General features: G+C 63.7%; 21 protein-coding genes and 5 tRNA genes. 7 read left to right on the forward strand and 19 right to left on the reverse strand.

The features are described 5' to 3' along the window. Nucleotides 1–135: 135 nt before the first annotated feature. From B0G75_RS28415 to tsaB, 4 genes are read right to left on the reverse strand one after another with little or no spacing between them, the layout of a single operon-like run. Nucleotides 136–1149, reverse strand: coding sequence for a DUF1853 family protein (locus B0G75_RS28415; protein WP_106313477.1), 1014 nt, complete (start codon nucleotides 1147–1149; stop codon nucleotides 136–138). Beyond that, nucleotides 1146–2396: a uracil-DNA glycosylase family protein gene (locus B0G75_RS28420; protein ID WP_106313393.1), complete on the reverse strand. Its 1251-nt coding sequence runs from the start codon at nucleotides 2394–2396 to the stop codon at nucleotides 1146–1148. The genes B0G75_RS28415 and B0G75_RS28420 overlap by 4 nt, the downstream gene beginning before the upstream one ends. Beyond that, entirely contained in the window at nucleotides 2383–2877 is a 495-nt protein-coding gene (rimI, locus tag B0G75_RS28425; protein ID WP_012433475.1) for a ribosomal protein S18-alanine N-acetyltransferase, read from the reverse strand. The genes B0G75_RS28420 and rimI overlap by 14 nt, the downstream gene beginning before the upstream one ends. Then, nucleotides 2874–3686 (reverse strand): tRNA (adenosine(37)-N6)-threonylcarbamoyltransferase complex dimerization subunit type 1 TsaB, encoded by an 813-nt coding sequence (gene tsaB / locus B0G75_RS28430; protein ID WP_106313394.1) that lies wholly within the window; start codon nucleotides 3684–3686, stop codon nucleotides 2874–2876. The genes rimI and tsaB overlap by 4 nt, the downstream gene beginning before the upstream one ends. A gap of 598 nt (nucleotides 3687–4284) precedes the next feature. Here tsaB and B0G75_RS28435 point away from each other — a divergent pair. The 3 genes from B0G75_RS28435 to aceA all read left to right on the forward strand — a co-directional run bounded on the left by B0G75_RS28435 (nucleotide 4285) and on the right by aceA (nucleotide 8479). Continuing rightward, complete coding sequence (locus B0G75_RS28435; RefSeq protein ID WP_012433477.1) at nucleotides 4285–4554, forward strand: acyl-CoA-binding protein; 270 nt, start codon at nucleotides 4285–4287, stop codon at nucleotides 4552–4554. Between the two features lie 527 nt (nucleotides 4555–5081). Further along, nucleotides 5082–6713, forward strand: coding sequence for a DEAD/DEAH box helicase (locus B0G75_RS28440; protein ID WP_106313395.1), 1632 nt, complete (start codon nucleotides 5082–5084; stop codon nucleotides 6711–6713). 461 nt (nucleotides 6714–7174) lie between these two features. Next, nucleotides 7175–8479: an isocitrate lyase gene (gene aceA / locus B0G75_RS28450; RefSeq protein ID WP_106313397.1), complete on the forward strand. Its 1305-nt coding sequence runs from the start codon at nucleotides 7175–7177 to the stop codon at nucleotides 8477–8479. 249 nt (nucleotides 8480–8728) lie between these two features. On the opposite strand, the gene B0G75_RS28455 is transcribed toward aceA, so the two are convergent. Further along, on the reverse strand, nucleotides 8729–9163 hold the full coding sequence (locus B0G75_RS28455) for a universal stress protein (protein ID WP_012433480.1): 435 nt from the start codon (nucleotides 9161–9163) through the stop codon (nucleotides 8729–8731). A 182-nt stretch (nucleotides 9164–9345) separates the two neighbouring features. Next, on the reverse strand, nucleotides 9346–10248 hold the full coding sequence (locus B0G75_RS28460; RefSeq protein WP_106279585.1) for a LysR family transcriptional regulator: 903 nt from the start codon (nucleotides 10246–10248) through the stop codon (nucleotides 9346–9348). A gap of 151 nt (nucleotides 10249–10399) precedes the next feature. On the opposite strand from B0G75_RS28460, the gene B0G75_RS28465 reads away from it, so the two are divergent. Continuing rightward, nucleotides 10400–11215, forward strand: coding sequence for a haloacid dehalogenase type II (locus B0G75_RS28465; protein WP_106313398.1), 816 nt, complete (start codon nucleotides 10400–10402; stop codon nucleotides 11213–11215). Nucleotides 11216–11298: 83 nt separating this feature from the next. Then, nucleotides 11299–12909 carry a malate synthase A gene (gene aceB / locus B0G75_RS28470; RefSeq protein ID WP_106313399.1) on the forward strand — a complete coding sequence of 537 codons (1611 nt, stop codon included), beginning with the start codon at nucleotides 11299–11301 and terminating at the stop codon, nucleotides 12907–12909. Nucleotides 12910–13130: 221 nt separating this feature from the next. Here the strand turns inward: aceB and B0G75_RS28475 are convergent, their stop codons facing one another. Together B0G75_RS28475 and rraA are read right to left on the reverse strand one after the other, a co-directional pair. Further along, on the reverse strand, nucleotides 13131–13532 hold the full coding sequence (locus B0G75_RS28475; protein ID WP_106313400.1) for a gamma-glutamylcyclotransferase: 402 nt from the start codon (nucleotides 13530–13532) through the stop codon (nucleotides 13131–13133). Nucleotides 13533–13615: 83 nt separating this feature from the next. Continuing rightward, nucleotides 13616–14110 (reverse strand): ribonuclease E activity regulator RraA, encoded by a 495-nt coding sequence (gene rraA, locus B0G75_RS28480; RefSeq protein WP_106313401.1) that lies wholly within the window; start codon nucleotides 14108–14110, stop codon nucleotides 13616–13618. Between the two features lie 169 nt (nucleotides 14111–14279). On the opposite strand from rraA, the gene B0G75_RS28485 reads away from it, so the two are divergent. After that, nucleotides 14280–15179: a helix-turn-helix domain-containing protein gene (locus tag B0G75_RS28485; RefSeq protein ID WP_106313402.1), complete on the forward strand. Its 900-nt coding sequence runs from the start codon at nucleotides 14280–14282 to the stop codon at nucleotides 15177–15179. Between the two features lie 176 nt (nucleotides 15180–15355). Here B0G75_RS28485 and B0G75_RS28490 read toward each other — a convergent pair whose 3' ends face one another. The 7 genes from B0G75_RS28490 to gltX form a co-directional block, all read right to left on the reverse strand. Beyond that, on the reverse strand, nucleotides 15356–15820 hold the full coding sequence (locus B0G75_RS28490) for a GNAT family N-acetyltransferase (protein WP_012433487.1): 465 nt from the start codon (nucleotides 15818–15820) through the stop codon (nucleotides 15356–15358). A gap of 142 nt (nucleotides 15821–15962) precedes the next feature. Continuing rightward, nucleotides 15963–16039 (reverse strand) — tRNA-Asp (locus tag B0G75_RS28495). A gap of 94 nt (nucleotides 16040–16133) precedes the next feature. Beyond that, nucleotides 16134–16209: transfer RNA gene (locus B0G75_RS28500), tRNA-Glu, on the reverse strand. Nucleotides 16210–16270: 61 nt separating this feature from the next. After that, nucleotides 16271–16347, reverse strand: a tRNA-Asp gene (locus tag B0G75_RS28505). Between the two features lie 97 nt (nucleotides 16348–16444). Further along, nucleotides 16445–16520: transfer RNA gene (locus tag B0G75_RS28510), tRNA-Glu, on the reverse strand. A 155-nt stretch (nucleotides 16521–16675) separates the two neighbouring features. After that, nucleotides 16676–16751 (reverse strand) — tRNA-Ala (locus B0G75_RS28515). Between the two features lie 122 nt (nucleotides 16752–16873). Continuing rightward, on the reverse strand, nucleotides 16874–18283 hold the full coding sequence (gene gltX / locus B0G75_RS28520) for a glutamate--tRNA ligase (protein ID WP_012433488.1): 1410 nt from the start codon (nucleotides 18281–18283) through the stop codon (nucleotides 16874–16876). A 406-nt stretch (nucleotides 18284–18689) separates the two neighbouring features. On the opposite strand from gltX, the gene B0G75_RS28525 reads away from it, so the two are divergent. Further along, nucleotides 18690–19646: a patatin-like phospholipase family protein gene (locus B0G75_RS28525; RefSeq protein ID WP_106313478.1), complete on the forward strand. Its 957-nt coding sequence runs from the start codon at nucleotides 18690–18692 to the stop codon at nucleotides 19644–19646. A gap of 117 nt (nucleotides 19647–19763) precedes the next feature. On the opposite strand, the gene B0G75_RS28530 is transcribed toward B0G75_RS28525, so the two are convergent. The 4 genes from B0G75_RS28530 to B0G75_RS28545 form a co-directional block, all read right to left on the reverse strand. Next, on the reverse strand, nucleotides 19764–20429 hold the full coding sequence (locus B0G75_RS28530; protein WP_106313403.1) for a C40 family peptidase: 666 nt from the start codon (nucleotides 20427–20429) through the stop codon (nucleotides 19764–19766). A gap of 136 nt (nucleotides 20430–20565) precedes the next feature. Next, nucleotides 20566–22200, reverse strand: a complete 1635-nt coding sequence (locus B0G75_RS28535) for an ABC transporter ATP-binding protein (RefSeq protein WP_106313404.1) — start codon at nucleotides 22198–22200, stop codon at nucleotides 20566–20568. Then, entirely contained in the window at nucleotides 22197–23303 is a 1107-nt protein-coding gene (locus B0G75_RS28540; protein WP_106313405.1) for an ABC transporter permease, read from the reverse strand. Before B0G75_RS28540 ends, B0G75_RS28535 begins: the two co-directional genes overlap by 4 nt. Next, nucleotides 23303–24340, reverse strand: a complete 1038-nt coding sequence (locus tag B0G75_RS28545) for a microcin C ABC transporter permease YejB (protein WP_106313406.1) — start codon at nucleotides 24338–24340, stop codon at nucleotides 23303–23305. The genes B0G75_RS28540 and B0G75_RS28545 overlap by 1 nt, the downstream gene beginning before the upstream one ends. Nucleotides 24341–24362: the final 22 nt, after the last annotated feature.

Here is a 24362-nt window from a genome sequence, read left to right on the forward strand (position 1 = left end):
ACTTTTATCGATGTTGGAGACGAGTCTCGTGCGTCGCAGCCGACAGGCCGCGTTCGTCGAGCCTGCGCGTTGGCCTGGGCCTTGGCCTTTTCATCGCCTCTGGCCCTGTCCTGCTTCTTTCCCGCTCACCCTCCGCTATTGCCGCGCGTAGCTTTGCGCCAACTCCGGCCACTCGTCCGGCACGATAAAGCCGCGCGAACGTTCTACCAGATTACCCACGCGGTCCTCGGTGAACGCGGCGACCATCGACGGTCCGTGCTGATGCGATGTTTGCCCGGCGAGCGTTTCTGCATCGACGAACGCGAGTCCCGCCGTCTGCACTTCGAGAGACGTATGGCGTCGTGGCGCTAGCCACTCCAGTCGCGGCAACGTCCGCCATTTCTCCGCATGCGCCGCCGCGAACGACGGCCAATCACTGCGCGTCACCCACCAGCCGCGACCATGTGCCGGATCGAGCTCGACCGGATCGAGCAGCGTTTCGCCGTGCCGGTAAAACAGCCAGCCTTTGATGAACATCTGCGGCGTCCACGGACCCGCGTAGCCGACCGAAGCAAACTCCTCGCGCGCGCTCAACGGCAACTGATGATTCAGCACATGCGCGAGCTTGAGGTCGAAACGGTCTTTCAGATTTGGGCCGACGTAGTCGGATAATCGAGCGGGCAACTGCGCGTGTCCTTCGCCGGCATGCAGATAGCACTTCACGGCCAGTTCCCAATGCAGCCGCGCGCCCTGCCGCGTCCGCACCAGAAAATCGCACTCGCCGAGCGTGACGCCCGCACGCCGTAACGGCACGCCTGCCGCCACCAACCGCGCCGCCGGACCATGTTGTAGAAACCAGCCGAGCAGCCGTTCGGCATAGCGGCCGAGGCGCGTGATGCGCGTCGCCGCGAGTTCGTGATGCAGGGGTTCGGGCGCGGCGTCCAGCGCGCGCAGCCAGTCAAGGGTCGCCTGCGCTTCCTGTAGCGTGTCGAAGGGATGCGCCAGCGCGCCGACCGGTGGTTGCGGGCGCAACAGATCGGCGCTCAGCAGCAGCCACGCGAGATCGCGCACGGCAGCGTCGTGCAAGGTATCGAGCAGCGCAGCGCGGCTCGCGGCATCGATGCCGGGCGCCGCGGCGGATCCGGCCGCCGGACCCTCCCCCGCCGTCACTTCGGCGCGGTCGACGGCGCACCGCCCGCCGCCCGCCACGTGTCGCGCGCGAGGCACAGGTCGGCCCAGGCCTTCGCCTTGTCGGGCAAGCTGCGCAACAGATACGCCGGGTGATAGGTGACGATCACGGGCACGCCCTCGTATTCGTGGACGCGGCCGCGCAGCGACGAAATGCTCGCCTCGGTCTTCAGCAAACTCTGCGCCGCGAAGCGGCCGAGCGCGACGATCAGCTTCGGCTTGACCAGCGCGACCTGACGTTGCAGATACGGCTCGCAACGCGCGACTTCGTCCGGTTCGGGATTGCGGTTGCCGGGCGGCCGGCACTTGATCACGTTGGCGATATAGACGTTGGTGTCGCGCGCGAGCGTCAGCGAACGCAGCATGTTGTCGAGCAGCTTGCCGGCCTGGCCGACGAACGGCTCGCCGAGACGATCCTCGTTCTCGCCCGGCGCTTCGCCGATCAGCATCCAGTCGGCGCCGCGATCGCCGACGCCGAATACCGTGTTCGTGCGCTTTTCGCACAGACGGCAAAGCTGGCAGGCGGCGACGCGCTCGCTCAGTGCGTCCCAGTCGAGCGTACGGATTGCCGGCGCCGCGGGGGCTTCGTGGCGTGCGTCCGCGGGGGCTTGGGTCGGCAGATCGTCGAACCATGCGAAATCGTCGCCGGGTGGCACGTCGAATGTCGGCGGCTCGGGGCTGCGGGGTTGTTGGGGTCGCGTTGACTGCGGTGTCTGCGGGTGGCTTGCCTCGACGGGGGCTTGCATCCGGCCTTGCGTCGGTGGTTGCGTCGCTGGTTGCGTGGGGCCTTGTGAGGGCTGCCTTTGACGTTCAGCCTGTTCGCCGTTCGGCCCGGAACGCGGCGACTTGTCTGAGCGCGTCTCTGCCGCCAACTGGCGATCAGCGAACCGATCGCGTGCGCCGGCTGCGGACAATGCCTGATCCTGACGTCCAGACGTGCCGCGTTCGCCCTGCGCCGGCGCGGCGTTGGCTTGTGGAACGCCGGCCGCCCGCATGACGGGCTGCGAGTTTTCCTGAGCGCGAGCAGCGGGCGGCATCCCTGATGCCACGCCACGCGCCTCATCACGATGCGCACCCGGCGCGGCCTGCACGCCCGCACCCTGCCCGACCACGGCTGCGGCTTGCGCTTGCGGTTGTTCAGCAACCGGCTCCGGCGCCGCTGCCACCCCGCGACGCACCCACAGCGGTGTGAGTCCGAACTCTTCCAGAACCGATTCATGCAGCGCCATCTGCGCCCTCCGTGGCAAACGAGAAACGCATCACGATGGCGTCCTCCCGGCTGCGATGCCGCGCCGGATAATAGTTTTTGCGCCGGCCGATCGAAGCAAAGCCGAAGCGCTCATAAAGCCGGATCGCCCGATGATTCGACGGCCGCACTTCCAGCAACAGCCCCTCGAGTTTTTCAGCGCGGGTAATGCGCACGGCTTCACGCAGCAGCGCAAGCCCGGCGCCGGCGCCTTGCGCCGCGGGCGTCACGCACAGATTGAGCAGATGCATTTCGTCGACGACCGGCATCAGCACGCAATAGCCGATCAGCGTGCCCGTGACATGGCGCAGACAGACGCCGAAGTAACCGTTGCGCAGCGAGTCGCCGAAATTGCCCCGGCTCCACGGAAACTCATAAGCGATTTTTTCGATGGCGGCGACTTCGTCCAGATCGCCTTCAGTCATCGGCGACATGTAGCGGTCCGCGAGCAACACGCCACTCATTGCCGGCCCTCGCCTTGCGCTGCGTCATGCGCGAGTCGGGCGGCCTGCTCGGCCCTGGCGGCTTTTTCGGCGACCCGCTCGGAAGTGGTCTGGGCGACCTTGTCGCGCACATATTCCGGCGCGGCCTGATCGGCGGGCACCGTGCGGCCCGCGCGCAACGCGCGCAGCGCGGCGTGGGCGAGCGGCACGGCGTGCGGCACCGCTTCGCTGTCGACGCTACGCGCCGCGGCGACCGCGGGTAGCCGCGCGCCGAAGGCCGCGGCGGCATTGCCTGCCAGCGTGAAAGGGACGTCGGGCAAAACGAGCCGGTCCGGCGCATCGAGCGAAGCCGCTTGCAGCGTGCGCCATTCACCTCGGGCGTCGTCCCAGGCGTAGTCGGCCCAATAGATTTCGTCCATGCGGGCGTCGAGCGCGGCGAGCACGCGCGTCGCCGACGGATCGCGCAGACGGGCGCTCTCGGCACAGGCAAGCAGCGTGCTGATCGGCACGACCGGCAGATTGAGGCCGAACGCGAGGCCTTGGGCGACACCGGTCGCGGTGCGCAACCCGGTGAACGAGCCCGGGCCCGAACCGAAGGCGACGGCGTCGCAGTCCGCCAGTGACAGGCCGGCTTCGTCGAAAAGTTCGCGGATGGCGGGGAGCAGGCGCGTGCTGGAAACCGCGCCGGTTGGCTCGTGGCGCACCCACAGACGCGGTTCGGCGCGTACCTCTTCAGGTGTCGCGCCGGCCGCATGGCCGGCGGCCGACAGAAGCGCTACCGAGCAGAATTCGGTCGAGGTATCGAGGGCGAGGAGCACAGTTTGAGTCATGGACCGTATTGTAATCGGCACGGGGCGCGCAAATGTGGTTTGGCATGCGCCATGATGGTCTGGGTCGCGCCGAGGTGGTTTGCCTGGAGCCAAGGCGGTTCAGGTCGCGCGAAGGTGGGTTGTCCCCGCCAACTGGATTGGCATGCGCCAAAATGGCTTGCCTTGAGCCAGGGCGGTTCGGGTCGCGGGAAGGTGGTTTGTCCCGCGCCAACTGGATCGGCATGCGCCAAGATGGCTTGCCTCGAGCCAGGGCGGTTCGGGTCGCGCGAAGGTGGCTTGTCCCGCGCCAACTGGATCGGCATGCGCCAAGATGGTTCGCCTCGAGCCAAAGTGGCATGGGTCGCGCGGAAGCGGTTTGCGCTGCGCCAAGCGATTTGGGTCGCGCGAAAGCGGTTTGCCACGCGCCAGGGCATATGGCTTGCGTCTGCGCTCGGTACGGGTTGCGCCGAACTAATTTGCCACGCGCCCGAGACCGTCCGTCTTTGCGCCGGATCGCCGTCCGGCGTTTGGAATAAGCCCTCGGCCCCCGCGGCGGCATCCAGTTGTTATGATCGTCAGCCGAGTTCAATCCCGATCCCGCCTGGCGGGCACAACGACAATGACCGACATCGACACCCAGTTCACCCAAGCCCATGAAGACGTCCAGCAGTTGCCGGAGCGTCCGGGCAATCTCACGCTGCTGCGCCTCTACGCGCTCTACAAGCAGGCCACTCGCGGCGACGTTCAGGGCGACAAACCCGGCTTCACCGATATCGTCGGCAAGTACAAGTACGACGCGTGGGCCGCACTCAAAGGCACCGCGCAGGACGCCGCGAAGCAGCAATACGTCGAACTCGTCGAATCGCTCAAGAGCGGCGCGTCGGCCTGACTCCCAGATCGACGCCGGGAGGCTGCAGTCGGCCGCTCCCGCCTGGCACCAGGCTACGGAGAAGGGGCCTGAGCCACGCCGCCGCTGCGATGCCCGGCCGGTGCAGCCGTCCATCGAACCGCCCGACCAACACCCGGCACAATTTTTTCCGCCAGGAAAACTCCTAATAGTGGCGCAGTGCAACAAAAGGCTATACAATGCTGCCTGCGCTTCACTGCTTTGCCCGGCTTTCCTCTAGCGGCCTTTGCGGCGCAGCGCCTCGTAGCGTTTAGCTCCAATCCAGTTTAGAACCTGTCCCCTCCTGCCTAGCCCCCTACGGGCGATCATGTCCCAGGCTGGCGGCACGCCGTGTTGGCATGTCGCATCCGATACAGCTTCTAACGAAAAGCTCGCCTTCATTGTCGCGAGCTGCCCCCGTTTTTCGATTTGCTCGCTGCTTCTTTGCTCGCTGAATCCGACGACTTGGGTATGCCGATTGGCGCCGACGTTTTAATTCCGTGTGTACCAAGGATTTACCAAGGATTCTCATGACTTCGAGCAATACCCCCAGCAGCCCGTTGAACGCCATCGCCGATCAAGCCCTCGGTCTCGCCGACGCACCCGTACAAGCCGCAGCCGTTGCTGCCGCTCCGGAAGCCGTCGCCGCGGAAGCCGCAGCGCCGAGCGGCCCGTCGTTCGCGTCGCTCGGTCTCTCCGCGGATGTCGTCTCCGCGCTGACCGCCGCTGGTTATCAAAACCCGACTCCGGTTCAGCAACGCGCAATCCCGGCTGGCATCGCCGGCCGCGATCTGATGGTCTCGAGCCCGACCGGTTCGGGCAAGACCGCCGCGTTCATGCTGCCCGCCATCGAGCGTTTCTCGCAACTGCAAAAAGCACAAGCCAGCCAGCCGCGTGAACCGCGTCCGGCTGACGGCGCCCGCACGCGTCGTCCGCAACCGGTTGCCCGTCCGACCATGCTGGTTCTGACGCCGACCCGCGAACTCGCCATGCAGGTCACCACCGCCGCTGCCACGTACGGCAAGCACCTCAAGCGTCTGCGCACCGTCAGCATTCTGGGCGGCGTCGCTTATGGTCAACAGCTGATGCTGCTGGCCAAGAACCCGGAAATCCTGGTCGCCACGCCGGGCCGTTTGATCGACCACCTGGAACGCGGCCGTATCGATCTGTCGCAACTGCAAATCCTCGTGCTCGACGAAGCCGACCGCATGCTCGACATGGGCTTCATCGAAGACATCGAAACGATCGTCGCCGCTACGCCGGCCACGCGTCAAACCATGCTGTTCTCGGCCACGCTCGACGGCAAGATCACCTCGCTGACCGGCCGCCTGCTGAAGGATCCGGAACGCATCGAGATCGTTCAGCGTCTGGAACAGCGCACGAACATCGCGCAAACCGTCCATTACGTGGATGACCGCGATCACAAGGATCGTCTGCTCGACCATCTGCTGCGCGACGAAGGCCTCGATCAGGCGATCGTCTTCACGGCAACCAAGATGGACGCAGACCAACTGGCAGGCCGTCTGGCCGACGCCGGTTTCGAATCGGCCGCTCTGCACGGCGATCTGCCGCAAGGCGCGCGTAACCGCACGATCCGTGCGCTGCGCGAGCGCCGTGTGCGCGTGCTGGTGGCAACGGACGTCGCCGCTCGCGGTATCGACATTCCTGGCATCACGCATGTGTTCAACTACGACCTGCCGAAGTTCGCTGAAGACTACGTGCACCGCATCGGCCGTACCGGCCGTGCTGGCCGCTCGGGTATCGCGGTGAGCCTCGTGCATCACGCCGAGCAAGGCGCGTTGAAGCGCATCGAGCGTTTCGTGCGTACTCCGCTGCCGGTCAATGTCGTCGAAGGCTTCGAGCCGCGCAAGTCGGCTCCGTCGGGTAACGGCCGTCCTGGCTTTGGCGGCCGCGGCCGTCCGGGCGGCGGCAACGGCGGTGGCCGTCGCTTCGGTAGCGGTTCGGGCAAGCCGGCCGGTAACGGCGGCGGTGCGCGCAGCGGCAGCGGCAACGGCAGCAGCTGGGCCGGCAAGTCGGCTGGCGGCGGCTCGCGTGAAGGCGGCTTCGGCGGCGGTTCGCGTGAAGGCTACGGCGGCTCGCGCGACGGCGGCTACGGCGCACGCCGCAGCGACGGCCCGCGTACGGCGCGTCGCGGCAGCTAAGTACTGAGACGGGCGCATTCTGCTGCTTCAGGGCCGTCGGTCCGTTGCGGCGCCCCGCAGTGCTGTCAGCAGCCAGCTTGAAAAGACCCGGACGGCCTCGCGCCGTTCGTCAGTCGGAAGAAACCGGTGCCCATGCGCCGGTTTTTTTTCGCCCGTTAGTCGGCGCGCCCCAAATTTCACGATGTGGAAAATTTTTTTGCGTCGTAAAAAATCGTGCTGCACGGCACAAGACGGCCTATTGCAAGATGGAAAAAGTCGTTTCTTAATGTGAAACGTACAACGTAATTCATTGATTTTAAATATAAATAAATATTCCGAAAGGCCGGCTAGGCGGCTGTTGCGCGACCATCGATTTGCCTAGACTCTTATACAAGACTTCACGAAACGAAACGCCTCAACCGGCCGGCCGCTTCGACGAAGAAAAGAGTCACCCATCCATATAGGCAACCAAGGAGCACACCATGTCCCGCCAAGAACAAGTCAAGCAACTCCAACAGCAATGGGAAACCGATCCGCGCTGGAAAGGCGTGAAGCGCACTTACACGGCGGAAGACGTGATCCGCCTGCGCGGTTCGGTGCAAGTCGAGCACACGCTCGCCAAGCGCGGTGCGGAAAAGCTCTGGGAAAGCGTGAACAACGAGCCGTTCGTCAACTCGCTCGGCGCGCTGACCGGCAATCAGGCCATGCAGCAGGTCAAGGCCGGCCTCAAGGCGATCTACCTGTCGGGCTGGCAAGTGGCGGGCGACGCGAACGTCGCCGGTGAAATGTACCCGGACCAGTCGCTGTATCCGGCGAACTCGGTGCCGCTGGTCGTCAAGCGCATCAACAACACGCTGACGCGCGCCGACCAGATCCAGTGGTCGGAAGGCAAGAATCCGGGCGACGAAGGCTACGTGGACTACTTCCAGCCGATCGTGGCGGATGCGGAAGCCGGCTTCGGCGGCGTGCTGAACGCGTTCGAACTGATGAAGGCGATGATCGAAGCGGGCGCCGCGGGCGTGCACTTCGAAGATCAACTGGCTTCGGTGAAGAAGTGCGGTCACATGGGCGGCAAGGTGCTCGTGCCGACGCGTGAAAACATCGCCAAGCTGACGGCCGCGCGTCTTGCCGCCGACGTCTCCGGCACGCCGACCGTGCTGCTGGCGCGCACCGATGCGGAAGCCGCCGACCTGATCACGTCGGACATCGACGAAAACGACAAGCCGTTCCTGACCGGCGAGCGCACGGTGGAAGGTTTCTACCGCACCAAGCCGGGTCTCGAGCAGGCGATCTCGCGTGGCCTCGCCTACGCGCCGTACGCCGACATGATCTGGTGCGAAACGGGCAAACCGGACCTCGAGTTCGCGAAGAAATTCGCCGACGCGATCCGCAAGGAGTACCCGGATCAGCTGCTGTCGTACAACTGCTCGCCGTCGTTCAACTGGAAAAAGAACCTGGACGACGCGACCATCGCCAAGTTCCAGCGCGAACTTGGCGCGATGGGCTACAAGTTCCAGTTCATCACGCTGGCCGGCTTCCACGCGCTGAACTATTCGATGTTCAACCTCGCGCATGGCTATGCCCGCAACCAGATGACGGCCTTCGTCGAAATGCAGCAGGCCGAATTCGCCGCGGCCGAAAAGGGCTTCACCGCGGTCAAGCATCAACGCGAAGTCGGCACCGGCTACTTCGACGCCGTGACGCAAACGGTCGAACGCGACGCATCGACGACCGCGCTGCATGGCTCGACGGAAGACGAACAGTTCTTCGACAAGAAGGTCGCGTAAGCAACCGCGCGGTCTGATCGCTGGAACAAGGCAGATAGACGGTCTAAACGGCTCCGTCAAAGAGCCGCCGTCACAGGGAGGAGCAAGGCTGTCGGGGCGGGAATCAAACCGCACTCGACAGCTGAAGTCTCGCAGAGGAACTTGGGAGAGCTCGCAGCAGCAGTGGAGAGAAAGCCAGCACAACGGATTGTGCGGCGAACACAGCGCGCGCCGGCCTCACCGCCGGCGCGTTTTTTTTCGTCCTCGACTTCAGCGATACACGATCACCGGAATCTTTGTATGCGTGAGTACCCGCTGCGTTTCGCTGCCGATCAGCAGGCTGCCCAGACCGCGGCGGCCATGCGACGCCATGAAGATCACATCGCAGCCGCCCTGCTCGGCGGCTTCGATGATGCCGAGATACGGCGCCGGGTGCACGCTGGTCCGGCTGTCGACCGTGACGCCGACGCGGCGCGCCGCCATCTCCACTTCGCGCAGATGCACGCGCGCTTCACGCTCGCTGCGCTGCAGGAATTCCGAGGGCGGTTCGACCACGACGTCGGAGAACGGCGAGTACGGATATTGCGGCAGACACGCGTAGGCGGTCACGTGGGCGTTGACGGCTTGCGCGAGATCGATGGCGCCGTCGATCGCCTTGCGTGACAGGTCAGAACCGTCGGTCGGAACCAGGATGTGCCTGAACATGATGCCCTCCGTCGCCGGCTGCGCAGAGCGCGGCGTCAGCGTCCAACGAGGCTCGGCTTGCAAGCCGCTTGAATCGATTGTAGGTCGCGGAATTGAGCGAATGAATCCGTTGAGGGTCTGTCCGCATATCGGAAACCCCTTGTTCGCGGCGATGCCATCAGCTGCGCGCCTGGCCTCCGCATTCAACCCCAGTAGTCAGGGTGCCCATACGTATGCTTGAGAAAATCCAGAAACAATCGCACCCGCAGCGGCAAATGACGGCGCTGCGGAAACACCGCGTGAATGCCGATGGGCGGCGCGGCGAATTCGTCGAGCACGCTGACGAGCCGTCCGGCCGCGATGTCCGTGCCGACTTCCCACCACGAGCGCCACGCGAGTCCGTAGCCTTCCAGACACCATTCGTGCAGCACCGCGCCGTCCGAGCACTCCATCGTGCCGGACACCTTGATCGACACGACTTTGTCGCCCTGCTGGAACATCCAGCCACGTTGCTGATTAGCGCTCGCGCCGAGCGCGAGACAGTTGTGATGCGCGAGATCGGCGAGGCTGTGCGGCGCGCCGCGCCGGCTCAAATACGACGGCGACGCCACGCAGACACGGCGGTTCTCGCCGAGCTTGAGCGACACCAGCGACGAATCCGGCAACTCGCCGAGACGCACCGCGCAGTCGAAACCCTCGTTGACCAGATCGACGAGGCGATCGGACAGGTCGAGCGTGATCGACACGTCCGGATGCGCGACCGTGAAGGCCGGCACCAGCGGCGCGACGTGCCGCCGCCCGAAACCCGCGGGCGCGGACAGCCGCAAATGGCCGCTCGCCTTGACGCCGCCCGCCGACACACTCGCTTCGGCGTTCTGCATCTCGTGAATGATGCGCTGGCAGTCTTCGAGAAAAGCCGAGCCTTCGAAAGTCAGCGTGATCTTGCGCGTGGTGCGCACCAGCAATTTGACGCCGAGGCGCTCTTCGAGCGCGTCGATGCGGCGGCCGATGATGGCCGGCGCGACGCCTTCGGCCGAAGCCGCTGCGGACAGGCTGCCTTTGGCCGCGACGGTCACGAAAGTCTCGATCTGCTTGAAACGGTCCATGAGCGATGTGCGCCGCGTCTAGGCGGGAAAGTGGTCGGTGCGCGTCAGATTAGGTGGGTGAAAGTAAAAGATCAAGTGATGTTTAGCCTCTTTTTTAGCGCCTGACATCACTAATACAATCCGTCTTGACCTCTGACAGGAGTGCACGGCAATGTCGGCCACAACGACACTCTCCCCTAAAGCAGTGATTTTCGACGCCTACGGCACGCTTTTCGACGTGCATTCGGTGATCGCTGCCGCGGAGCAAATGTTCCCCGGCCACGGCGACGCGCTCTCGCAGTTGTGGCGGCAAAAACAGATCGAATACACGCAACTGCGCACGCTCGCCGATTCCGTGGACGCACCCGGCGCGCACTATCGGCCGTTCTGGGACATCACGCTCGACGCGTTGCGCTTCGCCGCGAAAAAACTTCAGCTCACGCTGGGCCGCACTGCCGAGAAGCGTTTGATGGACGAATACGCGTGCCTCTCCGCTTTTCCCGATGCCGCGCCCGCGCTGCGCCAGTTGCGCGAAGCTTCCCCTGACTCGGCAACGCGCGCGGGTGGCGAATCCGCCCCACGTCCAAGCCTCGCGATTCTCTCGAACGGCAATCCGCAAATGCTCGACATCGCCGTGAAGAGCGCCGGCATGACGCGCCTGTTCGACCGCGTTCTTTCCGTCGACGCTGTGCGCGCCTACAAACCCTCGCCCGCCGCTTACGCGCTCGGCACGCAAGCCTTCGACGCGCAGCCGCGCGAGATCTTCTTCGTGTCGTCGAACGGCTGGGACGTGGCGGGCGCGACGTGGTTCGGCTTCACCACTTTCTGGCTCAACCGGCAAAACGCCCCCGCCGAAGAACTGGGCGTTACGCCGCATGGCGCGGGCGGAGGCATGGCCGATCTGCTCGCTTTTCTGAAGAACCCCGCGTCGTCCGGCCGCAGCACCGGCGCCGGCGGCAGCCGCACGCGCCACAGCCCTGGCGCATGACGGTTACCACCGGATAACGCGACGCATAGCAAACCGCATTTCAACATTTGCATCTTTGCAATCTGACCGACCAAGGAGAAAACATGGCAAGCCCGCAGTCCTCGCATTCATCGTTGCAGTTGCCACAGGGCATGGAAATCACGGCTGAAATCAAGCCGGGCTATGACGCGATTCTCACGCGCGAAGCGCTCGAGCTCGTCGCCGCGCTGCATCGGACGTTCGAGCCGCGCCGCCAGCAGTTGTTGCAGGCGCGCGCGGAACGCACGAAGCGCCTCGATGCCGGCGAGCGTCCCGACTTCCTCGCCGAAACGAAAAGCGTGCGTGAAGGCGACTGGAAAATCGCGCCGCTGCCGCAGGACCTGCAATGCCGCCGCGTGGAAATCACCGGTCCGGTCGAGCGCAAGATGATCATCAACGCGCTGAATTCGGGCGCGGACTCGTACATGACCGACTTCGAAGATTCGAATGCTCCGAGCTGGGATAACCAGATCACCGGCCATATCAATCTGAAGGACGCGGTGCGCCGCACGATTTCGCTGGAACAGAACGGCAAGTCGTACACGCTGAACGACAAGGTCGCCACGCTGATCGTGCGTCCGCGCGGCTGGCATCTGGACGAGAAGCACGTGAAGGTGGACGGCAAGCGCGTGTCGGGCGGCATCTTCGATTTCGCGCTCTTCATGGTGCACAACGCGAACGAGCTGGTCGCGCGCGGTTCGGGCCCGTACTTCTACCTGCCGAAGATGGAAAGCCATCTCGAAGCGCGTCTGTGGAACGACATCTTTGTCGCCGCGCAGGAAGCCGTCGGTGTGCCGCGCGGTACGATTCGCGCAACGGTGCTGATCGAGACGATCGTCGCCGCATTCGAAATGGACGAGATTCTGTACGAGCTGCGCGAACATAGCTCGGGCCTGAACGCCGGCCGCTGGGACTACATCTTCTCGGCGATCAAGAAGTTCAAGGCCGACCGCGACTTCTGTCTCGCCGACCGCTCGCAGATCACGATGACGGCGCCGTTCATGCGCGCCTACGCGCTGCTGTTGCTGAAGACTTGCCATCGCCGCAATGCGCCGGCGATCGGCGGCATGAGCGCGCTGATTCCGATCAAGAACGATCCGGCGGCGAACGAAAAGGCGATGGGCGGCGTGCGCTCGGACAAGGCGCGCGATGCCGGCGACGGCTACGACGGCGGCTGGGTCGCGCATCCGGGCCTCGTGCCGATCGCGATGGAAGAGTTCGTCAAGGTGCTCGGCGACAAGCCGAACCAGATCGGCAAGCAACGCGACGACGTGCTCGTCACGGCCACCGACCTGACGGACTTCCGTCCGGAAGCGCCGATCACCGAAGGCGGTCTGCGCAACAACATCAACGTCGGCATTCACTACCTGGGCGCGTGGCTCGCGGGCAATGGCTGTGTGCCGATTCACAATCTGATGGAAGACGCCGCTACCGCGGAAATTTCGCGCTCGCAGGTGTGGCAGTGGATTCGCTCGCCGAAGGGCAAGCTCGAAGACGGCCGCAAGGTGACGGCGGAACTGGTGCGCGAGTTGGCGGCGCAGGAACTCGAGAAGGTGAAGCAGGCTGTGGGCGGCGATACCAAGCCGTATGAGCGCGCCGCGCAGATCTTCGAAGAGATGTCGACGTCGGAGCAGTTCACAGACTTCCTCACGCTGCCGCTATACGAAGAAATTTGAGGCTGACGTCAGGCCTCGTGGATGCATCGGGCGCATTTGTTCAAATGCATTCCGATGCACTCCGATGCATGGGTTACGGACGACGCAGTAACAAGCCCGTTTTCGCGCGTCTTTAGCACGCGGCGTGAAGTGGCTTGAGTCGCAAGGCTGACCGACCGGACGGCCCGACAGGCGTATGCCTGCCGGGCCGTTTTTTTATGCGCGTGTCACGCGTGTTTTAGTCAGCGCGTGCTGCGGTACTCGACCCAGTCACCCGATTTGATTTCGGGCAAGCCCTTCACCACATTCGGCGCAACCGGATAAAAGCGGCAGTTCACGACGTTGCCGTCGACTTTCACCATCACTTCGCGCGCGAGGAAACGATCCTCGACGCCCGGATAGACCGCCTCGATTTCGTCGAGCACGGCGACCAGTTCGTCGTCGATCTCGTAGACGTCGCCGATCACGTCGACGCCGGCTTCGTCGACCACGAGGCCCGGATACAAGCCGAAGTCGAACAGGTGGCCACGGACCGTAGCCGTGCCGAGCAGATTGGGCGCGGCGATCTCGTTGCGCGCCGCGGCGTGGCGGATGTCGTTCACTTCACCGGCGCGCAATGTGCCGTATACAAAGACGGTCTGCATCGTCGTTTGCTCTCCTTGAATCAGGGTTTGGGTGGGGTCTGTTTCTGGGTCTGTTCGAGTTCGAGTCGCGGCAGCGGTTAAGTTCAGTTGAGCGCCGCGCTTGCCACGAGCACACCGTCGATATCCGCGTAGATCCATTCGCCAGGACGCACCAGCGCACCGGGCAATTGCACCGCCACGTCGCGCTCGCCGGTGCCGAGCTTCTGGCCGCGCCGCGGTGAGGTGGTCAAAGCCGCAATGCCGACGTTCACCTCGTTGAGCTCGAGCGCATCGCGCACGCAGCCGTTCAGGACGATGCCCGCCCAGCCGTTCTGTTCCGCGATCCGCGCGAGATTGCCGCCGACCAGCGCGCATCGCAGGCTGCCGCCGCCGTCGATCACCAGCACACGGCCCACGCCCTTCTCCTCGAGCGTGGCCCGCACGAGCGCGTTGTCCTCGAAGACCTTCAGCGTCACCGCTTCACCGCTGAAACACTCGGCGCGGCTGAACAGGTGGAAGACCGGCTCGAGCACGCGCAACGTGCCGAGCGCCAGTTGATCCTCGTGCGCGTCGCACAAGTCGGCTGTGGCAAAGCTCATGGCGTTCTCCTCGGGTCCGGTAGTCGGGACATTATGCAACGCCCTGTCCCTTGCAACACCTACAATGAGAAGCCCGCGGCGGTTTGCCCGCCCGCACGGGGTTTTGCCTTGCGGCGCTTTCGGCGCACTTTTGCGAGCCCGCGTTCCGTTATCGGGATCGATTTTCACCATGACTTCGTCCGCCGACTCAAACCTGTCGAGCCTCGTGCGCTTCGCCGATATTCCGCCCGAGTTCCAGCCGAACGACACGCATCCGATCCGTGTGCGTTCGCGGCAGATGCCCTCGGGCTGGCGCATCGCGCGTCACACGCATGCGTGGGCGCAGGTGGCTTACGCGTCGCGCGGCGTGCTGCGGGTCGCGACCACCGGCACGACGTGGATGGTGCCGCCCTCGCGGGCAATCTGGGTGCCGCCGCACGTGACGCACGAAGTGGTCGCCGTCGAGGACGCGTTCCTGCGCACGCTCTACATCACCGAAAGCACCGTGCCGGCCGGCCTCGATACGCCACGCGTGGTCGAAGTCTCGGATCTGCTGCGCGAAGTGATTGCCGCCCTCGACACGCCCGGCATCTCGGCTACGCGCGAGCACTTGCTGGGCGCCCTCGCACTCGACGAACTGACTCGCTCGCAGCCGCTGCCGCTCTCGGTGCCGATGCCTAACGAAAAGCGTCTGCGCGCGCTGTGCGAAGCGGTGATCGCGGATCCGACGCACGGCGAGTCGCTCGAACAATGGGCGTCCAGCGTGGGCGCGAGCACGCGCACCATTGCGCGGTTGTTTCGTCAGGAGCTGGGAGTGAGTTTTTCGCAATGGCGCCAACAGGCGATTCTGGCGCGCGCGATTCCGCTATTGAGCCAGGGACGGCCGCTTTCGCATGTCGCCTTGGAACTGGGCTATCAAAGTCAGAGCGCGTTCTCCGCGATGTTCCGGCGTGCCTTCGGCGAAAGTCCGCGCGCGTTCATCGAACGTGGCTCGGAACATCGGCCGGAACATGGCGAGCACGGCGATACGGAACTGGACGACGAGACTGCGCGGGATCGCGCGGATGCGCAGAGCGATGCTGAGCGTTGAGTGAGCGTGGAAAACTGCGGCGTCAAGCGCGCGCTTCAGACGCGGCGCGCCCAGTTCGGCACCGCAAACACTGCGGGTAAATCACCAGCGCCTCAGGCCCCGCCGGTCAAACTCGACGCATCAAAACCAGCGTGCCGAACACCCGCGCGGCAGACCTCGCGTGTGTTCGACACGCCTTAAACCCGTCGCGCCAAATGGCGAATCGCACCAAGTTGCGCAAGACGCGGCCCTGCCAGCTTGTAGCCTTTGCGCTGATAGAGCCGGGCTGCGGGGTTGTCGACGAACACACGCAATTGCAACTCGCGCAGGCCGCGCTCGCGCGCCCACTGATGCGAGACATCGAGCAGATACGTGCCGGCGCCGAGGCGACGATGGCCTTCGGCAATCTGCACGTCGCGGATATGCAGCGAATCGCCCTCTTGCGTGATGCGCAATACGCCGATCGGCGTGCCGTCCATTTCGAGAATGAAATTCTCCGACTCGCGCCAGCTGCCGAGAAACAGATCGCCACGCCAGACCAGATGATGGCGGCGGTAGTAACCGCCCATGTTGTTGCGAGTCAGCGCCTCGGCGAACTCGAAATCGTCCATGCTGGCTTTGCGCAGATGAAACGGTAACGGAGCTTCGGTGGGATCGAACATGGCGGGGCGACAAGGGAGAGTCGGGTCAACGGTAAAACAGGCCGCGCGCGCTGGCAATGGCTGTTTGTCCCGAGCATACCCAGGCGCGCTGGACAGTGGAATAAAAAAAGCCCACTTCTTTCGAAGTGGGCTTTCTCAAATCTGGCGGAGCGGACGGGACTCGAACCCGCGACCCCCGGCGTGACAGGCCGGTATTCTAACCAACTGAACTACCGCTCCAGATTTTTTTGCACCGCGGCTGATGAGACCGGCTCATTCACCACTGCGTTACTGCTGCACCGTTCAAACTTCCAACCGAACGACGCCGATGTGCTGGCGTCCCCTAGGGGATTCGAACCCCTGTACTCACCGTGAAAGGGTGATGTCCTAGGCCTCTAGACGAAGGGGACAACGTACTGCTTACACCTTTAATGAAAAAGCCCGTTCAAGTTCGTATGAACGGGCTTTGTCTGGCGGAGCGGACGGGACTCGAACCCGCGACCCCCGGCGTGACAGGCCGGTATTCTAACCAACTGAACTACCGCTCCAGTTTGCCTATCAATGACTTGCGAGCGTTGGTTTTCTCTCTGCAAGCTGCGCTGCTTACCACTCGAATAAATCGAGCACTAAAGCGACGCTGATGTTTGGCGTCCCCTAGGGGATTCGAACCCCTGTACTCACCGTGAAAGGGTGATGTCCTAGGCCTCTAGACGAAGGGGACATAATCTTTTCAGATTTGTCTTTATCTTGCCGCTAACTCACGCTAACTTCTGTTTCGCCAGCAGCAAAGACCGATATTCTAACTACGTTACCGCTGTTTGTGAAGTCTTTTTTGCTACAACTTCCAGACTTCGGAACAACTTCACTCTGCTCTGATGGTGGAGGTAAGCGGGATCGAACCGCTGACCTCTTGCATGCCATGCAAGCGCTCTCCCAGCTGAGCTATACCCCCCTTGCAGAACAGAAACGAGATTCTAGAGGCCAATTTGCGCTTTGTAAATACCCTTTGAGCAATTGCATGCGACTTTTTTCAGAAGCCGCACGCAATCCCGCTCAAGGCACGCGCGAACGCGCTCAGACCAGCGCTTTTTCGATACGGCCCACGACGACATCACGCCCGAACAGCATGAGCACGCTGTCGATCGACGGCGTATGGGTGGTGCCCGCCACCAGCAGACGCACGGGCATGGCCAGTTGCGGCATCTTGAGCTTGTGCGCGCCGAGCGTCGCCTTCAAGGCGGCGGCGATCGCTTCCTTGGTCCACTCCACGGTCTTGAGGGCGGCGGCCAGATCGGCGAGCGCCGGGCGCACCACGTCGGTCACGTGCTGCGCGAGGGACTCGGCATCCGGCGCCGGTGTGCGGTAGAACATCGCGGCGTTCTCGGCGATTTCCTTCACCGTCGACGCGCGGTCCTTTAGCAAACCCACCACCGCCGCCAGATCGGCGCCTTGGGCGAGTGCGGCTTCGTCGATGCCCAGTTCGGCGAAAAACGGCTTGGCCAGTTCTGCGAGACGTGCGTTATCCGCTTCTTTGATGTAGTGCGCGTTCAGCCAGGCCAGCTTGTCATGGTCATACTGGGCCGGGGACTTGCCCAGATGCTCCAGATCGAACCACTCGACAAACTGTTCGCGCGAGAAGATTTCCGCGTCGCCGTGCGACCAGCCGAGGCGCGCCAGATAGTTGACCACCGCCTCCGGCAGGAAACCGGCGTCGCGATAACCCACCACGCTCATCGCCCCGTGGCGCTTGCTCATCTTCTCGCCCTGCTCGTTCAGCACGGTCGGCAAATGCGCGTAGACCGGCGGCTCGCCGCCGAGCGCGCGCAGAATGTTGATCTGCCGCGGCGTGTTGTTGACGTGATCGTCGCCGCGAATCACGTGCGTGATGCGCATGTCCAGATCGTCCACCACCACGCAGAAGTTGTAGGTCGGCGTGCCGTCCGGACGTGCGATCACGAGGTCGTCGAGCTCTTCGTTCGAGATCTCGATGCGGCCCTTCACGGCGTCGTCCCACGCCACCACACCGGTCAGCGGGTTACGGAAGCGCAGCACCGGCTGCACGCCAGCCGGCGGCTCCGGCAGAACCTTGCCCGGCTCCGGACGCCACGTGCCGTCATAGCGCGGCTTCTCGCCGGCTTCGCGCTGACGCTCGCGCAGCGCGTCGAGTTCTTCCGTCGACATGTAGCACGGGTACACCAGTCCCGCGTCCTGCATCTGTTTGAGCACTTCGCGGTAACGGTCCATGCGCTGCATCTGGTAGAACGGGCCTTCGTCGAAATCGAGGCCGAGCCACGCCATGCCTTCGAGAATGGCGTCGACGGATTCGCTGGTGGAGCGCTCCACGTCGGTGTCCTCGATCCGCAGCACGAAGGTCCCTTTCATCTTGCGCGCGAACGCCCACGGATAAAGCGCGGAGCGAATGTTGCCGAGGTGGATGAAGCCGGTGGGACTCGGTGCGAAACGGGTACGAACGGAGGTGGTCATTAGCGGTTACTCGGAAGACAGGCGCCGGCACCCGGGGCAGACATCGCCCGCAAAGCGCGGCAGCGGAGCGCGCCCATTCGGCAAAACAGCGCCGTGCATGGGCACGAAGGAAATAAATGCGAGACGCGAATTATACCTTCGAGAAGCGTCTTACCTGCCCTCGTCCGAACGGCCAGGTGCGGCGTGCATGCGGCGCCGAACAGCGTCCGAGGGCTTGCTCTGCAACGTTTCATTACCGCGCCGCCGCGCGCGCGGAGCTTTGCTTTATGATGTGCGCGCGCTGCGGCCGGAGATGGGCCCACAGCGCATGGAATCGCCGCCGGCGATCCCGTCCGTCTCACTATCCGCCTGATCGCGGCCACCGGCGACGCCGACTGCGTTGCTCGCGCCGTTGCTGGAGAACTCGTTGAAGCCCTCATCGCCTAGCCTCGCCCGTCGTAACTTTTCACTGGCCGCCGCCTCCGCGGTGCTGGCCGCCTGCACCACGACCGGCGGCAAGACCGACACTACGCCCGTCGCCGGCACGCCCGTTACGCCCACGACCACGCCACCGCTCGACAAGCCGCAGCGGCCGTTGCGCGTCGCGCTGGCGCTCGGCGGCGGCGCCGCGCGCGGCTTCGCGCACATCGGCGTAATCAAGGGACTCGAGGCGCGCAATATCCAGATCGATCTGGTGGCCGGCACCAGCGCTGGTTCGGTGGTGGGGGCGCTGTACGCGTCCGGCATGAACGGCTTTGCGTTGAACAAGCTCGCCCTGACCATGGACGAAGCGTCGATCAGCGACTGGGCCATGCCGTTTCGCACGCGCGGCTTTCTGCAAGGCGTCGCGCTGCAGAACTACCTCAACACGACGCTCAACAACCGCCCGATCGAGAAGATGGCCAAACCGCTGGGCGTGGTCGCCACCGACCTGAAGTCCGGCCAGCCGATCCTGTTCCAGCGTGGCAATACGGGTATCGCGGTGCGTGCGTCGTGCAGCGTGCCGTCGATTTTCGAGCCGGTGAAGATCGGCGGCCACGAGTATGTGGACGGCGGGCTGGTGAGCCCGGTGCCGGCGTCGTTCGCACGCAAGATGGGCGCGGACTTCGTGATCGCCGTGGATATTTCGCAGCGCCCGGAAAGCGGCCTGACGGCCAGTTCGTTCGACGTGCTGATGCAGACCTTCACGATCATGGGCCAGACGATCAAGGCCTATGAACTCGACAAATACGCGGACGTCGTGATCCGCCCGAATCTGGCCGCCATGAGCGGCAGTGATTTCTCGCAGCGCAACGCGGCGATTCTGGCCGGCGAAGAAGCGGTGGCGAAGATGATGCCGGAATTGCAACGCAAGCTGGCTGCGGCGAGCCGGGCCGCGGCCTGAACGGACCTGAGCGCCCCTGCGCGGTCCCTGAAGCGGTTTCTTGCGCCGCTCAAACGCAAAAAAGCCTGCTTCGTTCGAAGCAGGCTTTTTCATGCCGGGAACCGCCGACGCAATGGCTTACTGATTGCCGCCGATTGCCGCGTTCACGCGCTTGCGCAGATCCTGGCCGTCCTGATACGACGCCTCGATCCGACGCGCGCCGGTGAAGCGCTTTTCCCAGTAGCCGTCATCCATGTCGTCGACACGGATCGTGCTGCCCGTGGAGGGCGAGTGCACGAACTTGTTGTCGCCGATATAGATGCCGACGTGCGAGAACGTGCGGCGCATGGTGTTGAAGAACACCAGATCACCTGGCTTCAGGTCGCTCACGCGTACCTTTTCGCCGACGCGGCTCATTTCCTCGGCGCGGCGCGGCAGTGCCATACCGAGCGTGTCCTGAAACACGTAGCGCACGAAGCCGCTGCAATCGAGCCCCGAATCCGGGGTGTTGCCACCCCAGCGGTAACGCACGCCGATCATGTTCAGCGCACCGACGACTACGTCGCCCGCCTTGCCGGCCATGCCGGAGAGGAACGATTTGGCGCCGCTGTCGCTAGCTGGAGCGGCGGTTTGCGAACTGGGAGCGGACAAAGAATCCGACCCGTTGAGGGTCGAATATGAGGCATTCTGATTGAAACTGCTTACTTCGTCGGCGAACGCGCCGGGAGCTGCTGCCATCAAGACGCCAATGAACATCCCGGCGACGACGCGCGTGCAAGCCTGGGTTAGGTTTCTGTGCTGCATTGGTCGGTATTTTTTGCCTAAAAATCAGGGGTCTACGGAAAAAGTTTGGTCGATACTAGCCAGTAAGTATTCACATGTCAAAACAAATAGAAAAATACAATCGAGACACGCACCCAATTGGTGAAAAAGCGGTAAATCAATAGTCCAGCGCTGCTTTCAGCAGCTTTCGAGTGTACGGGTGGGCGGGTGTCGAAAAAATCTCCTCAACCTCGCCGCTTTCGACGATCGAACCGTTTTGCATGACCGCGACACGATGCGCCATTGCCCCGATGACCGCTAAGTCGTGGCTAATAAAAACGAAGCCAAGGTTGTACTTCTGTTGCAACCCGGCGAGCAGTTTCAGCACCTGCTGTTGAATGGAAACATCGAGCGCGCTGGTCGGTTCGTCGAGGATCAGGATGCGTGGTTCGAGCACCAGCGCGCGGGCAATCGCGATTCGTTGACGCTGCCCGCCGGAGAATTCGTGCGGATAGCGTTGCAGCACCGTGCGGTCGAGGCCGACTTCGCGCAACACCGAGATTACCTTGTCGCGGCGTGCTTGCGGCGTCATGGCCGGCCGGTGCAGCGCGAGCCCTTCACCGACGATCCGCTCGATGGTCTGGCGCGGCGAAAGCGAACTGAACGGATCCTGGAAGACCACCTGCATGTTCGACCGTAAGGCGGTCTGTTCGGCGCCGCGATAACTGCCGAGCGCCCTGCCCTGAAACTCGATCTCGCCGTGCACGGTACGTTGCAGCCCGAGCAAGGCCATCGCCAGCGTCGACTTGCCCGAACCCGATTCGCCGACGATTCCGAGCGTCTCGCCTTGGCGCACGGACACGTTGGCGTCCGCCACCGCCCGAAACCGCCCCGAGCGAAACCAGCCACTGAAGCCCGGCAGCTTCGTTTTGAAATCGACTGAGATTTCGCGCGCTTCGAGCAGCACCGGCGAGATCGGCAGCACCGGCACCACCGTGCGTTGCGGGCGGCTCGCCAGCAGACGCTGCGTGTACGGATGCTGCGGCGACTCGAACACCTGCTCGACCGGCCCGCTCTCCACCAGAACACCCTTCTCCATCACGGCGATGCGGTGCGCGAAGTGGCGCACCAGGTTCAGGTCGTGCGTGATCAGCAGCACGGCCATGCCGCGTTTTTCCGCTTCGTCGCGTTGCAGTTCCAGCAGCAGGTCGACAATCTGCGCGCGGATCGTCACGTCGAGCGCCGTGGTCGGCTCGTCGGCGAGCAGCAGACGCGGACGGCACGCCAGCGCCATGGCGATCATCGCGCGCTGGCGCTGGCCGCCTGAGAGTTGATGCGGATAGCTGTTCACGCGCTTGCCCGGCTCGGCGATACCCGTGCGTCCCAGCAGCGCCACGGCACGCCTGCGCGCCTCGTTCGCGCTCACGCCGTCATGCACGACGATGGTTTCCGCAATCTGGTCACCGACCGTGTAGAGCGGATTGAGCGCGGTCATCGGCTCCTGAAAGATCATCGCGATGTCCGAGCCGCGCATACCGCGCATCTCGCGCTCGGTTTTGCCGAGCAGGTCCTCGCCGTCGAAACGGATCGAGCCGCTCACCTGCGCGTCGCTCAGCAGACGCAGGATCGACAGCGCGGTCACGCTCTTGCCCGAACCCGATTCGCCGACCAGCGCCACGCGCTCGCCGCGCCGGATCGCGAGCGTGACATCGCTCACCGCGACGGTGTCGCCGAAACGCACGTGCAGATGGTCCAGTTCGAGCAGCGGCGGTGGCGTGGTCCGTGACGTCGTGTTTTGCAAGTTCTCGCTCATTGATTGCCTCCGGCGCGCATCGCATCGGAGATGCGCGTATCGAGCGCATTGCGCAGCGCGTCGCCCATGAACGTCAGCAGCAACAGCATCGCCACCAGCACGCCGAAGGTGGACAGAGAAATCCACCACGCGTCGAGATTCGCCTTGCCTTGCGCGAGCAGCTCGCCGAGGCTCGGCGTCGGCGACGGCACGCCAAGGCCGAGAAAGTCGAGGCTTGTCAGCGCGAGAATGGCGCCGCTCATGCGAAACGGCAGGAAGGTGATCACCGGCGTGAGGCTATTGGGCAGCACATGCCGCCACATGATCTGCCAGTTCGACAGCCCCATCGCGCGTGCCGCGCGCACATAGTCCTGATGGCGATTGCGCAGGAATTCGGCGCGCACGTAGTCGGACAGGCCGATCCAGCCGAACAGCGAAAGCAGCACGATCAGCAGAATGAAGCCCGGCTCGAAGATCGACGAAAAGATGATCAGCAGGTAAAGCTCGGGCATGGCGCTCCAGATTTCGATCAGACGCTGTCCGACGATATCGGTACGTCCTCCGAAATAACCCTGCACGGCGCCCGCCGCGATGCCGAGTATCGTGCCGATCAGCGTCAGCACGAGTCCGAATTCCACCGACACCCGGAAGCCGTAGAGCAGACGCGCGAACAGGTCGCGGCCGCGGTCGTCGGTGCCGAGCCAGTTGTCGCGTGACGGCGGCGCCGGGTTCGGCGCCTTCGAAAAGTAATTCAGCGTGTCGTAGTAGTAGCGATTCGGCGGATACAGCGCGAAATTACCCGGCGCGTCGAAACGATGCTTGATATACGGATCGAGATAATCGGCCGGCGTCGGAAAGTCGCCGCCGAAGGTGGTCTCGGCGTAGGTCTTGAACATCGGGAAGTACAGGCTACCGTCGTAGCGAACCACGAGCGGTTTGTCGTTCGACCAGAGCGGTCCGGCCAGACTCGCCGCGAATGCCACGACGAATACGATCAGGCTCCAGTAGCCCAAACGCTGCTGCCGGAAACGCTGCCACACACGGCGCGCCGGCGAAGGCGAGACGAACGCGCGCGCCGGTTCGGTGCGCGCCGACGCATCGGCGGAAAGACGGGCTCGATTCATCAGCGCTCCAGTTGTTCGAATTGGATGCGGGGATCGACCCACACATAGCAAAGATCGGAGATCAGCTTGGTCGCGAGTCCGATCAGCGTGAACAGATACAGCGTGCCGAGCACGACCGGGTAGTCGCGCCGCACCACCGATTCGTACGACAGCAGCCCGAGGCCGTCGAGCGAAAACAGTGTTTCGATCAGCAGACTGCCGGTAAAGAACGCACCGATAAACGCGGCCGGAAAACCGACGATCAGCGGCAACAGCGCATTGCGAAACACGTGCTTCCACAGCACGCGCTTTTCGGACAACCCTTTGGCACGCGCGGTGAGCACGTATTGTTTGCGGATCTCATCGAGAAACGCGTTTTTCGTCAGCATGGTGACGACCGCGAAACTGCCCACCACCGAGGCCGTGATCGGCAACGCGATATGCCACAGATAGTCGAGAATCTTGCCGGCCACACTCAGTTGCGCCCAGTTGTCCGAAGTAAGATTGCGCAGCGGAAACAGTTGCAGGAACGTGCCGCCGCCGAACAGCACGAGCAGCAAAACGCCCAGCACGAAACCCGGAATCGCGTAGCCGACCAGCACGACGAGGCTCGTTGCGACATCGAAGCGCGAGCCGTTGCGCACCGCCTTTGCAATGCCGAGGGGCACCGATATCAGATAGGTCAGAAAGAACGTCCATAAACCGATGCTGATCGAGACCGGCAGCTTGGAGACGATCAGCGACCACACGCTTTGATGGCGGAAATAACTCTGGCCGAGATCGAAAGTCGAGAAGCGTTTGAGCATCAGCACATAGCGTTCGAGCGGCGGTTTATCGAACCCGTATAGCGCTTTGAGTTGCGCGATCTGCTGCGCGTCGACGCCGTTATGCGCGCGCAAACCGAACGGCGCGCCGTTTTCCGCGCCTTTGCGCAACTCGTGCTGCATCTGCTCGACCGGGCCACCGGGAACAAACTGGATCACGACGAAGGTCAGCGTCAGCACGCCGAGCAAGGTCGGGATCATCAGCAGCAGGCGTTTGAGGATGTAGCTCCACATGGCGGTGTTTCCGGTGCGAAGG

The organism is Paraburkholderia sp. BL18I3N2, from assembly GCF_003001875.1.
In the GTDB taxonomy this organism is placed as follows: domain Bacteria; phylum Pseudomonadota; class Gammaproteobacteria; order Burkholderiales; family Burkholderiaceae; genus Paraburkholderia; species Paraburkholderia phytofirmans.

Coding starts and splice junctions, on each gene's coding strand:
- B0G75_RS28420 (WP_106313393.1), bottom strand. CDS start 2,396: ATGGCGCTGCATGAATCGGTTCTGGAAGAGTTCGGACTCACACCGCTG.
- B0G75_RS28475 (WP_106313400.1), bottom strand. CDS start 13,532: ATGCAGACCGTCTTTGTATACGGCACATTGCGCGCCGGTGAAGTGAAC.
- B0G75_RS28485 (WP_106313402.1), top strand. CDS start 14,280: ATGACTTCGTCCGCCGACTCAAACCTGTCGAGCCTCGTGCGCTTCGCC.
- B0G75_RS28460 (WP_106279585.1), bottom strand. CDS start 10,248: ATGGACCGTTTCAAGCAGATCGAGACTTTCGTGACCGTCGCGGCCAAA.
- rimI (WP_012433475.1), bottom strand. CDS start 2,877: ATGAGTGGCGTGTTGCTCGCGGACCGCTACATGTCGCCGATGACTGAA.
- B0G75_RS28465 (WP_106313398.1), top strand. CDS start 10,400: ATGTCGGCCACAACGACACTCTCCCCTAAAGCAGTGATTTTCGACGCC.
- B0G75_RS28540 (WP_106313405.1), bottom strand. CDS start 23,303: ATGAATCGAGCCCGTCTTTCCGCCGATGCGTCGGCGCGCACCGAACCG.
- B0G75_RS28435 (WP_012433477.1), top strand. CDS start 4,285: ATGACCGACATCGACACCCAGTTCACCCAAGCCCATGAAGACGTCCAG.
- B0G75_RS28455 (WP_012433480.1), bottom strand. CDS start 9,163: ATGTTCAGGCACATCCTGGTTCCGACCGACGGTTCTGACCTGTCACGC.
- B0G75_RS28490 (WP_012433487.1), bottom strand. CDS start 15,820: ATGTTCGATCCCACCGAAGCTCCGTTACCGTTTCATCTGCGCAAAGCC.
- rraA (WP_106313401.1), bottom strand. CDS start 14,110: ATGAGCTTTGCCACAGCCGACTTGTGCGACGCGCACGAGGATCAACTG.
- tsaB (WP_106313394.1), bottom strand. CDS start 3,686: ATGACTCAAACTGTGCTCCTCGCCCTCGATACCTCGACCGAATTCTGC.
- B0G75_RS28535 (WP_106313404.1), bottom strand. CDS start 22,200: ATGAGCGAGAACTTGCAAAACACGACGTCACGGACCACGCCACCGCCG.
- aceA (WP_106313397.1), top strand. CDS start 7,175: ATGTCCCGCCAAGAACAAGTCAAGCAACTCCAACAGCAATGGGAAACC.
- gltX (WP_012433488.1), bottom strand. CDS start 18,283: ATGACCACCTCCGTTCGTACCCGTTTCGCACCGAGTCCCACCGGCTTC.
- aceB (WP_106313399.1), top strand. CDS start 11,299: ATGGCAAGCCCGCAGTCCTCGCATTCATCGTTGCAGTTGCCACAGGGC.
- B0G75_RS28530 (WP_106313403.1), bottom strand. CDS start 20,429: ATGCAGCACAGAAACCTAACCCAGGCTTGCACGCGCGTCGTCGCCGGG.
- B0G75_RS28440 (WP_106313395.1), top strand. CDS start 5,082: ATGACTTCGAGCAATACCCCCAGCAGCCCGTTGAACGCCATCGCCGAT.
- B0G75_RS28545 (WP_106313406.1), bottom strand. CDS start 24,340: ATGTGGAGCTACATCCTCAAACGCCTGCTGCTGATGATCCCGACCTTG.